Source organism: Nocardioides campestrisoli (assembly GCF_013624435.2).
Lineage (GTDB): Bacteria > Actinomycetota > Actinomycetes > Propionibacteriales > Nocardioidaceae > Nocardioides > Nocardioides campestrisoli.
Genome location: NZ_CP061768.1, coordinates 2,507,853 through 2,523,186, shown reverse-complemented (window position 1 = coordinate 2,523,186; position 15,334 = coordinate 2,507,853). Strand labels below are relative to the sequence as shown.

The following is a 15,334-nucleotide window of genomic DNA, read 5'->3' as shown; positions in this document are numbered from 1 at the left end:
ACAGATGTGCCGGGCGATTCGGCTCGCGGAGGTTGCCGTCACCGGAACGGTGTCTGGGGGAGCAGCCGGTCGGAGACCAGGCGCAGCATGATCTCGGAGGAACCTTCGAAGATCTTGGTCAGGCGTGCATCGCGCCAGTAGCGCTCGACCGGGAAGTCGGTCGTGTACCCGGCCCCACCGTGCAGCTGCAGCGCCTGGGACGTGACTCGCTCGGACATCTCGGCGGCTGCGTACTTGAGCATCGCGGCGCGCACGTCGGAGGCCTCGCCGGCGTCGACATCGGCTGCCACCTCGTACATCAGTGCCCGGCAGAGCTCGATGTCAGCAGCCATCTCCGCGATCTTGAACCGCGTGTTCTGGTAGTCGCCGATGGCGTGACCGAACTGCTCACGCTCCTGGACGTACTTGATGGTGTCCTCGAGCGCGCCACGCGCGAGGCCGATGGAGCGTGCGGCGGTGTGGATGCGCGGGGTGAGCATGCCGGCAGCCACGCGCTTGAAGCCACCGTCGCCCTGACCGTCGCTCTCGTACCCGAGCAGGCAGTCGTCGGGCACGAAGCAGTTGTCGAAGGAGAGCTCGAAGGTGTTCCAGCCGTGGTAGCCGATCTTGCGGACGGGGGTTCCAGACAGGCCCTCGGGGAAGGAGTTCGGCTCCTTGTGCAGGATGAAGCGACGGATCCCCTCGTGCCGGTTCTCCGGGTCGTACGGAGTCGTCCTGGCCACCACGATGATGCCGTTGGCCTGGTCGGCGAAGGTGCACCACATCTTCTGGCCGTTGATCAGCCAGCCGCCGTCGACCTTGTCGGCCCGCGTGCGGATCGAGGCGATGTCGGATCCGGCACCCGGCTCACTCATCGCGAAGGCGCCCAGCCACTCGCCGCGTGCCGCCTTGGGAAGGAGCTCTGCGCGCATCGTCGGGTCGAGGGCCTTGGCGATGCCGGAGCGGGTGATGATGCTGGCGACACTCATCCAGGCTCGAGAGAGCTCTTCGGTGATGATCGCGTACTCCACGACGCCCAGGCCGAGGCCGCCTAGCTCCTCGGGGACGAGGATGCCGAAGAAGCCCAGGTCGCCCATCTTCTCGCGCAGGGAGTCGGGGATGAGCCCGTGCTCGGGGTCGAGCACGTTGGCGACAGGCAGCACCTCGCGCATGGCGAAGTCGCGCGCCATCTCCTGGATGGCCTCACGCTCCTCGGTGCGATGCGCTGCCGGGATACGTGGACGTGGATCGACGAGTGAACGGCTCACGGTGCCCCTACTCTTGTTGGTTGGCTAACAATAACCTTAGAAGGGAATGCGCCTCGAGGCAAGGGACGCGCGAGGAGGTCCATGTTTCCAGCCCTACGTGAAGGCGATGCGCTTCGTCGACCACCCCAGCCAGCGACGACGACAAGCGCCGCCCACCGACCGAAGGTCGGGGAGCGGCGCTTCCACAGGTCAGAGCCTGTGTGTTGCGGTCGGACTCGGATCAGACGTCGTCGTACTGAATGACTGACCCGTGCTGACCTGCGCTACGGAACGAGCGACTCCACGGGCTGCCCGATGACGCGGTCCGCGGCGGGCGCGGCGGAGTGCCTCGTCGTTCCGGGGAACCGCAGGACGCTCAGGGCGCCCTCGTTCGCCACGACGACGACCTCGCTTCCCGGGTCGAGGGTCCGCGCTTGGGCGGGGCTGACTCGGGCGATCATCTCCCCGCCGCTGTGCCGCACCGTGACCTCGACGTCGTCGCCGAGGTACGCGACGCCGTCGATCGCACCGTCGAGTACGACGTTGTCGCCGGGGGCCGCCTCTCGCATCACCGAGAGCAGCCGGCTCCGTACCGCGAGGACTGCGTCGGCGCCCGCATCGAGTGCGTTGCTCGGCGGCGCCGCCACCCGGTGTCCGTTTGCGAGGGCGACCACCGTACCGCCGTCCTGCGCGGACTCGACGACACCAGGCAGGAAGTGGTCGAAACCGACGAACTGGGCGACGAAGCGGGTGGACGGCTGGGAGAAGACGTCCCGCGGCGTCCCCTGCTGGGCCACCTGACCGTCCTGAAGGACCGCGAGCCTATCCGCAAGCCCACCGGCGTCCTCCTTGTCGTGGGTCACATAGATCGCGGTGGCTCCGAGATGCTGCTGGAGCCGCCGGATCTCGCGCCGCATCTGCTCACGCAGGTTCGCATCGAGGCTCGAGAGCGGTTCGTCGAAGAGGAGAACCCGCGGCCGCGCCACCACCGCTCGGGCCAGGGACACCCGCTGCTGCTGACCGCCGGAGAGTGTTCCGGGGTAGGAGTCGCGCTGGTCCCCGAGGCCCACCAGGTCGAGCGCCTCCTCGATCCGGTCCCGGGCCTCCGCACGCGGAGTGCGCCGGCGCTGCAGCGGGTAGGCAACGTTGTCCCACACGGTCTTGTGTGGCCAGAGCGCGAAATTCTGGAAGACCATCCCCAGCTGACGTCGCTCGGGAGGCACGTTGCGCTGCTTGACTGCGTCGAAGACGGCGTCATCGCCGAACCTGATCGAACCGGAGTCGGGACTCTCGAGGCCGGCGATGCAGCGCAGGAGAGTCGTCTTGCCACAACCCGACGGACCCAGCAGGCAGACGAACTCGCCCTGCTCGACCTCGAGGTCGACGCCCTCGAGAATCCGGCGGTTCCCGAAGCTCTTGTGAACTCCGGCGATGGAAATGCTGTCCATGACAATCTCGCTCTCAGACTCGGCGAAGCAGGGACGGCAGGACCCGGGCCGCTTGGGCGACCAGCCAGAGCGCTCCGCCGACGGTGATCAGAAGGACGGTGAAGACCAGGTACAGCGCAGCCGCCGCGCCGGTCTCCCCGTTGGTGTAGAAGGCGTAGCTGGACGAGGCGATCATCTGCGTCCCGCTCGAGCCCAGCAACAGCGGGACGTCGAGGATCCCTGACATCGTGATCGAGACAAGCAGCCAGGCGGCGACCAGGCTCGGCACGAGCAGTCGCACGGTGACGCCGAGGAGTGCCCGGGCATGGGACGCGCCGCTGATGCGCGCGGCCTCCTCGAGGTGCCCGCCGACCTGGATGAGCGACCCCTCCACCGCTCGGACGGCGATCGGCATGGTGGCGACCGCCAGTCCGATGATCAGCGCCCAGGACGTCCCGTAGAGCCGCGAGGCGCCCGGGGTCGTCAGGAACGACCACACGAAGGCCAGTCCGAGCACGATCCCGGGGAGCGCCAGGGGCACCCAGGAAGCGAACTGGATGACCCGGCCCACCCTTGACTTCATCCGGATGAACGCGAAGCTGACGATCAGGGCGAGCGCGACGGCCAGCAGGCCCCCGATCCCGACGACCTTGAAGGTGTTGACCACCGCCTCCATGTTGCGCGGGTCGCTCTGCAGCCGCTCGAAGTTCGCCATGGTGAAGTCGCTCGCTCCCACGTACGGCCGGAATGCCGCGAGGATGATCTGGCTGACGGGCAGCACGAACACGAGGGTGACGATGAGCGCGATGAAGCAGCCGATCGGATAGCGCAGTCGACCCGGACGGGTCAACGTGCCCTGCAGCGACGTTCGACCGCTGACGATCGCGAACCGCCGACTGCCCTGGGACACCCGGACCTGGTAGAAGACCAGGGGGACCATGATCGCGACGATCACCAGGGAGGCGGCGGACGCCGCCGCGTAGTCGGCTCCACCGACCTGCCGCAGGTAGCTGAAGATGTGGGTGGAGTAGACGTTGATGCCCCCGGGCAGTCCCAGCACCGCAGGGATGTCGAACGCCTCCAGAGCCTTCACGAACGTCAGCAGCCCTGCCGCGATGATCGCGGGTGCCAGCACCGCCAGCTCGATCCCGAAGAAGCTGCGCAGCCGCGACGAACCGGCGATGCGGGCTGCCTCCTCGAGCGAGGGATCGCGACGCTGGAACGCGGCGATGAGGACCAGGTAGGCCAGCGCCCCGGCCTTCGCCGACGTCACCAGGATCATTCCCGCCATGCTCCGGGTCTCCACGGCGGACGCGACGGAGTCGAGCCCGACGCCCTTCAGGGCGCTGCCGATCAGTCCCGACTCCCCGGCACCGAGCACGGCCCAGGCCATCGCGTAGAGCACGGTGGGTGTGGCCACCAGGACCACCATGGTCGGCGTGATCGCCCACCGCAGTGGGACGTCGAGCCGGGTGCTGATGGCAGCCAGGACGATAGCCATTCCGGTCGCCAGGATGGTGACTGCGACGGCGAAACCCAGGGTGGTCGCGAGTGTGCCGTAGGTCGTCGAGTCGGTGAAGACACGCTGGTACCCGCCCAGTGTCCACCCGGACTCCTGGCGCAGCGGCGAGGAGTGCGCCGAGCCGTAGGCCAGGATCACCAGTGGCCAGACCAGGAGCCAGCCCAGGGCGGCGAGCCCGACCAGTTTTGCGAGCCTCGGCAGCCAGGGACGAACGACGTCCAGGCGGCTCGGTGGGGCGATGGTCACGATGGTCACGTCATTGCCTCTTTACCTCTCAGGCCCTACTTGAAGGTGTCCGCGATGAGCTCGATGACCTCTTGCTCGCGTCCGACGCCTGGGTAGGGAAGCGAGTTGATCTCACCCAGCGCTTCCGCACCTGGCGGAAGAGGCGCGTCGGGCATCGAGCCGAACTCGTAGGTCACCTCAGCGATCGCCGCCTGGCCGGCGTCGGAAAGCAGCCAGGACGCGAGCAAGCGTCCTGCGTTGGGGTGTGGGCTCCCGTCGACGACACCCATACCGAAGTCGAGCATGAACGAGCCGTCCTCGAGCGCCTGGAAGGCGATCGGCGCCCCCTCGTTCTGCTTCTGGACGACCGTTCCGTAGGAGGCCACCAGGCCGAGGTCGATCTCGCCGGTCACCACCGCCTGGACGACGGCCGCGATGCTCGGATAGTTGCGCGGCGCAACTCGGTCGTTCAGGTCGCTCAGCCATCCTTCGTCGATGGCTTCGGCGTCGAAGGCAGCCGCCAGCGACTGCGTCGTGCCGCCGGGCTGCGCGGGGTCGGAGGTGCCGACACGTCCTGACCACTTCTCGTCGGTGAGGTCGTCCCACGTCGTCGGCGCTTCTTCCGCGGCGACCTTGTCGGTGTTGTAGATCGGGCCGTAGAGCCCCCGGGACACGACGACCCACCTGTCGTCCTCACCGATCCGCTCGGCCGGGATGTCGGCCGGCGTGGTGGGCAGGTAGGCGGCGAACAGGCCGTCCTGGGCGCGGCGCGCCACGTCGGCGACACCCTCCTGGATGAGGTCCACATCCGGTCCGCCGGCGGCCGTCTCGGCGTCCAGTCGGGAGTCGAGCTCGGTGCCGAAGATGTCGACCTCCGTCACCGTGACGCCGGGGTAGTCCTTCTCGAACTTCTCGTACACGCCGGCGTACTGGTCCTGGGTCGGACCGTAGATGACGACCTCGCCCTCTTTCTTGGCGGCCTCGTACAGCTGCTCGATGGTCGCGTCGTCGGGCAGCGGCTCCGCCGCCGCCTCAGGCTCACCGCACGCGGCCAGGCCGAGCGCCACGGTCACCGCGAGGGACGCACCGAGTGCGGACCGCCTCGTGCGGCGCGGGAGAGGAGCGACGTGGGGGGACGGCTTCCGTAGCATTGCAGTCATCTTCTTCCGAGGGGTCGTAGGTCGGACCGGCATGAGCGCGGGCATCAGTGCTCCTCCTCAGACACGCTGATGACGATTCGTCCGGTGACGGTTCCTGACAGAAGCTCCTGGCCGACCTCGACCGCCCGCTCGAGGGGCTCCGTGCGGGACACCGCGTCCACGATGCGCGGATCGAGATCGCGGGCGAGGCGCTCCCAGGCGGCCTGCCGCAGCGGCATCGGCGCCATCACGGAATCGACACCCAGCAGGGCGACGCCGCGGATGATGTGCGGCAGCACGGTGCCGGGGAGCTGGATCCCGCCGGCGAGCCCACAGGCAGTCACCGCACGTCCGTACGCAGTGCGGGCCAGGACGTTGGCGAGGGTGACCCCGCCTACGGTGTCGACCGCGCCCTGCCAGCTCTCCTTCTGAAGCGGGCGGCCTTCCTCCGCGAGCTCGCTGCGGTCCAGGACCTCTTCGGCGCCGAGCTGCTTGAGGTAGGCGTGACTCTCGTGGCTTCCGGTGCTGGCCACGACCCGGTAGCCGGCCGCGGCCAGGAGCGCGACGCTCACGGACCCGACTCCACCGGTGGCACCTGTCACCAGGACACGGTCACCCCGCTCCAGACCACCGCGGGTCTCCAGGTCGAGGACACACAGCGCCGCGGTGTAACCGGCGGTCCCGATGGCCATCGCCTGCCGCGCGGTGAAGGCCTCCGGGATCGGTTGCAACCACGACGCGGGAATCCGCTGGTACTCCGAGAGTCCACCCCAGTGCCTCTCGCCCAGTCCCCAGCCGTTGGCCATCACCTGGTCGCCGGGGCTCCAGCGGTCCGAGGTGGACGAGACCACAGAGCCGGCCAGGTCGATCCCAGGCACGATGGGCAGCGAGCGCGCCACCTTGTTGCGGTTGCCGGCGAGCAGCAACGCGTCCTTGTAGTTCACCGAGGAATGGCTGACCCGCACCAGCACCTCGCCGTCGGGCAGGTCCGAGAGCTGCAGCCGGCGCAACTGCGCCTCTGCCCTGTCGCCGACCTGCTCCACCATCACTGCATTGAACTGCTCAGTCACATCAGTCTCCTGTCTTCCGTGTTCGGGCCCGCTGTTGTTCGGGGCTCAGGCATGTGTCGGGCTCCCTGCTCCGCGCGCCGTGTCCACGACCTGTGCCGCGACCGTGGCACCGCCCACCAGGTCGTCGCGCCAGGCCACCATGCCGTCGGGACGCACCAGCACCAGCTGCCTCTCGTAGACCGAGCGGGCGTCCGGTTCATCGATGTGCTCGACCTTGAGCGGCAGGCCGCGCTCCATGGCCGCGGCCTGGAGGAGAGCCACGTCTTCGTCGTGCTCGTCGCGCTCGCCGAAGCTGAGCAGGGTGAAACCGGCGCCGAACAGATCGAGTGTCGAGCGGCCGTCCTTCAGGACCACGTGCGGCGCGCGGTGCCCGGGCTTGGCTGTGGGCGTGTACGACGACGGGTCGTCCGGCGGAGCCACCGAGCCGTCGTCGACGATCAGCCCGGAGTCTTCGTACCGGTAGCCGAGCGAGACCCCCTGGGAGCTCCACTGCGAGGACAGCACGTCGGCGAGATCGCGCCCGATCCGCTCGCGCTCGCGCTTCCCGGCCGCGCCGGGGGCCGTGGCGCCGCGGAAGTCGACGCCGTCCACCCAGTTCCGGTAGTGCACGCTGGAGATCCCGCTGTTGCGCAGCGCGACCGGACGTCGCTCGGCCGTGTACGCCTCGGCGGCCTCCGGCCCCGCCCAGCCGTCGACCAGCCCGGCGAGGATCCACCCCAGCGTGGCAGCATCTCCGATCCCGGTGTTGAGGCCGTGCCCGCCAGTGGGCGACGTCGTGTGCGCGGCGTCGCCGGCGAGGAACACCCGGCCCTGGTGGTAGGTCCGGGCCGCGCTCTCGCTGCGCCGCCATGGAACGGCGCCGAGGATGCGCAGGGGGAGGTCGGAGGACCCCACGGCGGCCGCGACCGCCGCCTCGGCGTCGAACTCGTCGAGGGCGGGCTTCTCGGGGTATCCGAGGAAGGTGAACCTCCAGTACTTCTGGTAGTCCATGGAGGTGACGTTGCACCAGGTCCCGCGTTCGTCGATGAACATGAACCGCTCCGCACGACCGAACGGATGGTGGTCCTCCAGCGACTCGATCTCGGTGATCACGCTGATCGAGTAGTCGAGCGTGCCCCCGTCGAACGGGATTCCGGCCTGTCGCCGGACGGTGCTGGCGGCGCCGTCGCAGCCCACCAGGTATGCCGCCGAGATCGTCTCGGTGCGACGGCCAGTGGCGGACATGTCGGCTACCTCTGCCGTGACGGACCCGTCCTGCTCGCGGTAGGCCACTAGTCGGTGCGGGCGGCGCAGGTCGACCAGCCCGGTCTCGAGCGCTGCGCGCTCGAGGATCGGGTCGAAGATGAACTGTGGGCACTTCGCCGTCGTCTCAGGTGAGAGGTCCCTGGGGAGCGCGCTGATCGGCGGCACCTGCGATCTTCCGATCAGCTCTCCGCCGACCAGCGCGGTGCAGTAGACCGTGTCGCGGGGGTAGTCGGCCGGCGCACCGGCAGCGCGCACCTCGTCTGCGACTCCCCACTGGCGGCAGATCTCCATGGTGCGCTCGTTGAGCAGGCCCGCCTTCGCTGGCAGCACCCCGGTGTCGACGGCGGTGTCGTCGACGACGACCGAGGGGACACCGCGTCGCGCCAGGTCGAGGGCCAGGGCCAGCCCCACGGGACCGGCTCCGATGATGAGCACGTCGGTGTCGATGACGTCGTTCACCGCGCGACCTCCCGGGAGTCCACGCCGGCCACGAGTCGCTCGATGGTCTCCGGTGGCAGCGAGGTGGCACTCAACAGCTCGCGAGTGTGCTCACCCAGAGTCGGGGCCGGCCTGGGCTCGGCCGGCTCGAACCCGGACCACCGGGTCGGCACAGCCATGCTGCGGATGCGTCCCTCGGTGGGGTGGTCGACGGTGTGGAAGAATCCGACGTCGGCGAGGTGCTCGTCGCCGAGAGCGGTCTCGAGGGTGTGCAACGGGACGGCGGGAATGTCGGACTCGGCGAAGGCGGCCAGCCACTCGGCCGTGGTGCGCTGCAGCAGCTCCTCTCGGAGCATCACGTAGAGGTCGTCGGCGAACTCGGTGCGCGAGAGGAGACTCTCGAACCGCGGGTCGCGCTCCATCAGCTCGGACCTGCCCACGATCCTCAGGAAGTTCCGCCACTGGGCGTCGGTGTAGACGATCAGGCAGAGGAAGCCGTCCTTCGTCGCGTACGGTCGCCGCTCGCGGGTCAGGGTGCGGCGATACCCCATCGGGCCGTTCGCGGGCTCGAAGGTCTCGCCGCCGAGGTGCTCGCCCAGGGTGAACTGCACCATGGTCTCGTACATCGGGACCTCGACGAACTGGCCCTCACCGGTGACGTCCCGGTGCCGGACCGCCGCGAGCAGCGCGATGGCCGCGTGCAGCCCGACGGCTCGGTCGTTGAAGGAGATCGGCACGTAGTGCGGCACCTCCGATCCGGCAGCCACCAGCATCGACGGCACCGCGGTCAGGCCCTGGATCAGGTCGTCGTACGCGGGGCGGCCTCCGTATCGGCCGCCACTCCCGAAGCCGACCAGGCTGATCCAGATCAGGTCCGGTCTCCGCTCCCGCAGGGCGTCGTAGGTGATGCCGAGCCGGGCGAGTCCCGCCGGACGGACATTGGTGATCAGGACGTCGCAGTCAGCCACGATCTCGAAGACCGCAGCCACGGCGTCGGCATCCCTGAGATCGAGCGCGACGCTCTTCTTGTTGCGGTTCAGGTGCAGGAAGATGCACCCCATCCCGGGGTTGCGCATAGGCGGTATCTGGCGGGTGGTGTCCCCCCTGGGTGCCTCCACCTTGACCACGTCCGCCCCGTAGTCCGCCAGGATCTGGGTCGCGTACGGGCCCATGATCACGGTGGTCATGTCCAAGATGCGAAGACCGGTCAGCGGGCCCTGACCGGGCGCGCTCTGGTTCACCTCAGCAGTCATCGGTCGGTTCCCACCAGGAGTGCGTGAACTGTTGACGTTGTGCCGCGCGCATTCCGCGGACCCCTTCCGTTTGGAGAATGTGGTCGAACGTGCGCCCATCGGGGGCGAGGGCCTGATGGCTCATCACCTTCGTGATCAGGTCCAGGGCCCGGCCGGCGCGGCGACCCGCCTCGCGGCCGCCGACTTCGGCGGCCGCATTGATGGCGGCCTTGTTCAGCTGGAGCGCGTCCGCCGGCATCCGGGCGATGCGCATGGCGAGCTCCTCCGACCGCTGCTCGAGCCGGCCGTTGCGGATCACGGTCAGCGCCATTCCGAACCGGACCGCGGCTTCGGCGTCCAGCAGCTCGCCACTGAAGATCAGGAACTTGGCCACTGCCGGACCGGCGGCCATCGCGACCTCCACCGCTCCGGGGTGGCCGAACCGTCCCTCGGGCAGCCCGAAGCGGGCGTCTTCTCCAGCCAGGACGACGTCGCACTGCAGGGCGAAGGACAAGCCCGCGCCGACGCAGTGTCCCTGGACCGCAGCGATCAGTGGCTTGGGGAAGGTACGGACGTGGTGGTGGAACCGGTCGAGCTCGTCGGTGAACCACTTCTCGTCCATGGGGGTCGGCTGCTGCGGGAGACCCGAGAGGTCCCCTCCGGCGCAGAAGCTGGGTCCCTCGGCTGAGATCAGCACGCACCGGACCGACTCGTCGGCCTTGGCGAGGTCGAGACAGTGCTCGATCTCGGCGCGACTCGATTGCGGGCCGATGCCGAGGGCGTTCCGCGTCTCGGGCCGCGCCAGCACGATGCGTGCGACGCCGCTGTGACTTGCATAGGTGACGTGCTGGAAGGACCCCTGTCTCCGGGATCCCTCCGGCGTGCTCACTCGGTGGTGCACCTGACGTCCTCACGGTCGTGGAATGTGACGTACGTCATTCCTACGGTGCGCTCGAGGACAGGGTCAATATCGACTGGCGTGATACTTTCGATAGTCCGTATCGTAATAATCGATAGGTGTGAGCGTGAGTATCACCCTTCGGCAGTTGTCCGTCTTCGAGGCCGTGGCGCGCCTCGGCTCAGTCAGCGGCGCTGCGGAGGAACTGCACATGAGCCAGTCCGCGGCGAGCATGGCGTTACAGAATCTCGAGAAGGCGCTCGCGGCACGACTGTTCATCCGGGGGCACCGCGCGCTCATGCTCAGCGAGGCCGGCCGGAGGCTTCAACCGCTCGCGGCGTCGATGTTGGTCGCGGCGGACGAGATGCGAACTGCGGTCGGCGAAGACAGCTCCTCGGCTCCGCTGCGGATAGGCGTGAGTCCCACTGTCGGCGACTATCTCTTCGATGACGTGTGCGGGGCCTTCATGGCGGAGAACCCCGGTGTGCGTCTGGGCATCTCGGTGCTGCCAGCGTTCGACGTGATCAGCCGCGTCGACGAGATGGCACTCGACCTCGGCCTCGTGGAGTTCGTCTCGCTGCGGCGCACGCTGGACGTCATGCCTTGGGGACGCGGGTCGCTCACCGTCTTCTGCAGCCCGGATCATCCGCTGGCAGGCCGCCGGAACCTTCTTGCGGAGGATCTCAGCCCCTACTCATGGTGCCTGCAGCACCGATTCGCAGACAGTCGGCGCCAATTCACCCTGGCCATGCTCAACCGCGTCGCTTCGATGGATATCGTCCTCGAGAGCGACAGTGTGAACATCATCAAGGCTGTGGTCGCGGCGGGCGATCGCCTGGGCTGCCTGCCCCGTCCGTGTCTCGAGGCTGAACTGCATAACGGTCGCCTGGTCGAGCTCGATGTCAGCGGTCTCGATCTCACCATCCCCTTCAGCCTCGTCACGCGCAAGGACTTGAGGCGAAGCTCCGCGTTGAACAGTTTCGTGGAGTTCATCCTGCGGCGAGAGCCCTAGTTGGCGACCTCGTGCTCCCGTATGCCGCAGTTCAACTTCGCCTGATCCTTCAGTCGACCGGTCCCTTCCTGCGCACCGGCGTTCGGTGGCCAATGGCCGTGGCCGGAGGGTCGGGTAGTTGCAGGCAAGGTTCAAGTCGAGGTACGGCCGCAGGAGGACCCTGGGCGGCCGAGCCTCGACCTTCAGGCTTCCCAGTGCATCACGTGCCGTCGGTCTCGTGGACCTCGTTCAGGGGGTAGTCGGAGACGTCCTCCGACGCTCCTCTCCTGCCAGAGCGAACGTGGGGAGGTCCTCAGGCGACCACTGGTGACAGCACGTGGAGCGCAGCAAGCTGTTGGCACTGCGCCCGGATGGAATCCTCCGCGATTGCGCGAGCGTGTGGACTGGCGCCTCCTACCATCTCGGTGCGGGCCGCGGAGATCGAGGCGTGCGCATGGGCGGTCAGCTGCACCTGGAAGGCCCGGTCGAGTGCGGCGCCGTGGAGCCCGGTCCACCGCTCGGCATCGTTCGGCCCTGGCGCCCGAGCGGCGACCTTCGGCCGGTCCCACCTGAGGAGACCGGCCGAGATCGCCGCGAGCTGGCTGGTCTGCAGTGACAACGCCTGCCGTGCGAGGCTGCGGACGTCCTCGTCATGACTTCGTACCGTGGCGGCACGGCTGGCGGCCATGGCGGGTCCCAGGGCTGCCAGGGCGTGCTGCAGGTAGTGGAGGTCGACGCCGTTGCCGTCGCGCCGGGGGGCGATGTGGGCGGGGTCCGTGGGTGTGGGTTCCAGGGCGGTCATGTGGTCTTTCCTGTGGGTTGAGGCGGCTCTGGGAGGAGGGGTCGTTCGTGCGGCGGGCTCACGGCCGGGAGGCGCCCGATGGCCTCGAGGTCCTGGATGACGGCCCAGGGAGTCGGGGTCCGCGGTGCCCTGAGGACGGCGAGGAGTCCGTCGACGGAGTCGGTGACGGTGAACCGTTCACCGGCCTGCTGCCGGGTGGCGTCGGGAACCGGCCCTTGGCGGCGCGCGACGAGGATTCCTTGGGCGAGTGCCTCGGCGTCGTCGGGCGCGACCAGCAGCAGCGCCCCGCAATCGGTCTCGGGCAGACCGCCGTCGTCGGAGGCGACCACGCGACAGCCCGCGTGCTGAGCCTCGATGGACACGATCCCGAAGGTCTCGTGCCAGTACTGGCTGTTGGACGGCATGACCACGATGTCGTGCTCGGCCATGAGGTCGGCCATCCCCGCCGGCGTGCGTCGCGCTGGGACCACCTCGACGCCAGGATGCGTCCGGAGCATCCGCTCGATGACCGCGCCCTGCGGCTTGTCCGAGCCCGCTGTGGTGACGGTGAAGGACCATCGACCGTCGCTCTGGAACAGGTCGTTGTGCAGCATGGAGAGCAGGGTGTAGATGCCCTTCTCCGGGGTCAGCCGTCCCGCATAGAGCACGCGGGTGACGCCGTCCTCCCGGGCGACGCTCGGTCGGGAGGCGAAGACTGGTTCGGCGAAGGGGTAGACGACGTGGACTGTGTCCAGGCTGACGTCGAGGAAGCCCGCCCACAGAGCAGCGGCGTACCGGCTCGTGGCAATGAGCCTCCGGTCGCGGGTGCCGGCTGTTGCGGCGCGGTGGTGGCGTTCGCGCAGCGGCGGTGGGACGTGCAACATCTGGTAGGCCGGGTGACGGGTCGCCACCGGTGGGGACTCGCTCACGAAGACCAGCGTGTCGTCGAGCCCTCCCAGGTCTCCAAGCGTGGCGACGGCGAGGAAGGGTATGTCCTGGAACTCCACACGGCCGTCGGCCTCCCCAAGGCCGATGGTCACGACCCTGGCGTCGACTCCGCGGCGGTTGAGCTCGCGGACCTGGCCGATCGTGTAGTTCTCCGACCCGCCGGTGCCGGCTGGCAGGGGGATGCCGGGTGACCAGACGAAGGAGATCACCCGAGACCAGGGGTGAGCGTGTGAGCCTCGGGAGCAGGGGATGGTGCTGTGCTGAGCGAGGTCATCTCGCCACCGCCTGACGTCGCTGCTGGCGTCAGCGCCCGGACGCCTCGAGCCGAGGCGTTCGACCTGTCACCTGCAGTGTTCTTGCGACAGTAGCCTCCTCCCGGTTGGAGAGCGCAAGGGCGTGCGGACACGGAGGCCCGGAGTACGCCGGGGTGCTGGCGCCCGGGTGGGCCCGGCATGACAGGTCGCAGAGGGCGACCGGGATGGTGCCAGCGGTGGTCGACGTGGTTGGGAACGACACAGCCCCCGGCCGCCGTCCCCTCGGGTAAATCGAGGGGAACGGGTGGCCGGGGGCTGAAGAACCCGGAGGTCAGAGGCCCTGTCGGGCCACTTGTCAGATGTCGTAGTACAGCTCGAACTCGTGCGGGTGCGGGCGCAGCTGGATCGGCGCGATCTCGTTCGTGCGCTTGTAGTCGATCCAGGTGTCGATCAGGTCCGGGGTGAAGACGTTGCCCACGGTGAGGAAGTCGTGGTCGCGCTCGAGGTTGTCGAGCACAGCACCGAGCGACGTCGGGACCTGGTCGATCTCGGCCATCTCGTCCGGCGGCAGCTCGTAGATGTCCTTGTCGACCGGCGTCGGGGGCTCGATCTTGTTCTTGATGCCGTCGATGCCGGCCAGCAGCAGCGCGGAGAACGCCAGGTACGGGTTGGCCGACGGGTCGGGGCAACGGAACTCGATGCGCTTGGCCTTGGGGTTGGACCCGGTGATCGGGATCCGCACGCAGGCCGAGCGGTTGCGCTGGGAGTAGACCAGGCTGATCGGCGCCTCGAAGCCCGGCACCAGACGGTGGTAGGAGTTCACCGTCGGGTTGGTGAAGGCCAGCAGCGACGGGGCGTGCTTGAGGATGCCGCCGATGTAGTAGCGCGCCATGTCCGAGAGCCCGGCGTACCCGGTCTCGTCGTAGAACAGCGGCTCGCCCTCGTTCCAGATGGACTGGTGGCAGTGCATGCCGGAGCCGTTGTCACCGAAGATCGGCTTGGGCATGAAGGTCGCGGTCTTGCCGTTGCGCCAGGCGACGTTCTTGACGATGTACTTGAACTTCATCACGTCGTCGGCGGCCTTGAGCAGCTCGTCGAACTTGTAGTTGATCTCCGCCTGACCGGCGGTACCGACCTCGTGGTGGGCGCGCTCGACGTGGAGGCCCGAGCGCTCCATCTCGATCACCATCTCGTCGCGCAGCTCGCCGAAGTGGTCGTAGGGCGCGACCGGGAAGTAGCCGCCCTTGTACTTGACCTTGTAGCCGCGGTTGTTGTCCTCGGAGCCCGAGTTCCAGGCGCCGGCCTCGGAGTCGATGTGGTAGTACCCCGCGTTGGCCTTGGTCTCGAAGCGCACGTTGTCGAAGACGTAGAACTCGGCCTCGGGCGCGAAGTACGCGGTGTCACCGATGCCGGTGCTCGCCAGGTACGACATCGCCTTGCGGGCGATGTTGCGCGGGTCGCGCGAGTACGCCTCGCCGGTGAGCGGGTCGTGGATGAAGAAGTTCACCACCAGCGTCTTCGCCACCCGGAACGGGTCGATGTAGGCCGTGGTCGGGTCCGGGAAGAGCGACATGTCCGACTCGTGGATCGCCTGGAAGCCACGGATGGAGGAGCCGTCGAAGCTGAGGCCGTCCTCGAAGACCGACTCGTCGAACGACGAGACCGGGACCGTGAAGTGCTGCATGACACCGGGCAGGTCGCAGAAGCGCACGTCGACCATCTCGACGCGCTCGTCCTTGATGTACTTGAGCAGCTCGTCGCTGTTTGCGAACATTCGTCCTCCTTGGCCGCGCTCGGGGCACGGCCTCCACATCGGGTGAAGATCGGTGCGACTCTGCACCGGACTGTCGGTGAAACTACGCAGGCGCAGTTTCCTGACCGTATCCCGATTGTTTCAGGCACGTAACAGATCCCCCCACGGTGGGACCCTGAACGCGC

12 protein-coding genes are annotated in these 15,334 nt (G+C 68.3%); 1 reads left to right on the top strand and 11 read right to left on the bottom strand.

Going from position 1 to position 15,334, the window contains the following annotated elements; all coding sequences use genetic code 11:
- Positions 1-38: 38 nt before the first annotated feature.
- From H8838_RS11855 to H8838_RS11820, 8 genes are all read right to left on the bottom strand, one after another.
- The gene (locus tag H8838_RS11855; RefSeq protein WP_181311274.1) at positions 39-1,247 is read right to left on the bottom strand and encodes an acyl-CoA dehydrogenase family protein; all 1,209 of its coding nucleotides are present in this window, start codon (positions 1,245-1,247) and stop codon (positions 39-41) included.
- A gap of 263 nt (positions 1,248-1,510) precedes the next feature.
- Complete coding sequence (locus H8838_RS11850; RefSeq protein ID WP_185996321.1) at positions 1,511-2,674, bottom strand: ABC transporter ATP-binding protein; 1,164 nt, start codon at positions 2,672-2,674, stop codon at positions 1,511-1,513.
- Between the two features lie 13 nt (positions 2,675-2,687).
- On the bottom strand, positions 2,688-4,430 hold the full coding sequence (locus H8838_RS11845) for an ABC transporter permease (RefSeq protein WP_185996320.1): 1,743 nt from the start codon (positions 4,428-4,430) through the stop codon (positions 2,688-2,690).
- Between the two features lie 26 nt (positions 4,431-4,456).
- Positions 4,457-5,473, bottom strand: coding sequence for an ABC transporter substrate-binding protein (locus tag H8838_RS11840; RefSeq protein WP_185996319.1), 1,017 nt, complete (start codon positions 5,471-5,473; stop codon positions 4,457-4,459).
- A gap of 131 nt (positions 5,474-5,604) precedes the next feature.
- Positions 5,605-6,609 carry an MDR family oxidoreductase gene (locus H8838_RS11835; RefSeq protein WP_185996318.1) on the bottom strand — a complete coding sequence of 335 codons (1,005 nt, stop codon included), beginning with the start codon at positions 6,607-6,609 and terminating at the stop codon, positions 5,605-5,607.
- 45 nt (positions 6,610-6,654) lie between these two features.
- Positions 6,655-8,313 carry an FAD-dependent monooxygenase gene (locus H8838_RS11830; protein WP_185996317.1) on the bottom strand — a complete coding sequence of 553 codons (1,659 nt, stop codon included), beginning with the start codon at positions 8,311-8,313 and terminating at the stop codon, positions 6,655-6,657.
- Positions 8,310-9,545, bottom strand: coding sequence for a CaiB/BaiF CoA transferase family protein (locus tag H8838_RS11825; protein WP_181311268.1), 1,236 nt, complete (start codon positions 9,543-9,545; stop codon positions 8,310-8,312). Before H8838_RS11825 ends, H8838_RS11830 begins: the two co-directional genes overlap by 4 nt.
- Positions 9,535-10,413: an enoyl-CoA hydratase/isomerase family protein gene (locus H8838_RS11820; RefSeq protein WP_181311267.1), complete on the bottom strand. Its 879-nt coding sequence runs from the start codon at positions 10,411-10,413 to the stop codon at positions 9,535-9,537. Before H8838_RS11820 ends, H8838_RS11825 begins: the two co-directional genes overlap by 11 nt.
- A gap of 136 nt (positions 10,414-10,549) precedes the next feature.
- Here H8838_RS11820 and H8838_RS11815 point away from each other — a divergent pair, with 136 nt between their 5' ends.
- On the top strand, positions 10,550-11,434 hold the full coding sequence (locus H8838_RS11815; protein ID WP_185996316.1) for a LysR family transcriptional regulator: 885 nt from the start codon (positions 10,550-10,552) through the stop codon (positions 11,432-11,434).
- A 292-nt stretch (positions 11,435-11,726) separates the two neighbouring features.
- Here the strand turns inward: H8838_RS11815 and H8838_RS11810 are convergent, their stop codons facing one another.
- From H8838_RS11810 to glnA, 3 genes are all read right to left on the bottom strand, one after another.
- Complete coding sequence (locus H8838_RS11810) at positions 11,727-12,215, bottom strand: DUF305 domain-containing protein (RefSeq protein ID WP_185996315.1); 489 nt, start codon at positions 12,213-12,215, stop codon at positions 11,727-11,729.
- Entirely contained in the window at positions 12,212-13,351 is a 1,140-nt protein-coding gene (locus H8838_RS11805; RefSeq protein WP_181311264.1) for a glycosyltransferase family 4 protein, read from the bottom strand. The genes H8838_RS11810 and H8838_RS11805 overlap by 4 nt, the downstream gene beginning before the upstream one ends.
- Before the next feature lie 400 nt (positions 13,352-13,751).
- The gene (gene glnA, locus H8838_RS11800) at positions 13,752-15,170 is read right to left on the bottom strand and encodes a type I glutamate--ammonia ligase (protein WP_181311263.1); all 1,419 of its coding nucleotides are present in this window, start codon (positions 15,168-15,170) and stop codon (positions 13,752-13,754) included.
- Between the last annotated feature and the right edge of the window lie 164 nt (positions 15,171-15,334).

Bases quoted from the DNA above. Each gene is read 5' to 3' on its own strand.
- H8838_RS11850 (WP_185996321.1), bottom strand. From the start codon at position 2,674: ATGGACAGCATTTCCATCGCCGGAGTTCACAAGAGCTTCGGGAACCGC.
- H8838_RS11825 (WP_181311268.1), bottom strand. From the start codon at position 9,545: ATGACTGCTGAGGTGAACCAGAGCGCGCCCGGTCAGGGCCCGCTGACC.
- H8838_RS11810 (WP_185996315.1), bottom strand. From the start codon at position 12,215: ATGACCGCCCTGGAACCCACACCCACGGACCCCGCCCACATCGCCCCC.
- glnA (WP_181311263.1), bottom strand. From the start codon at position 15,170: ATGTTCGCAAACAGCGACGAGCTGCTCAAGTACATCAAGGACGAGCGC.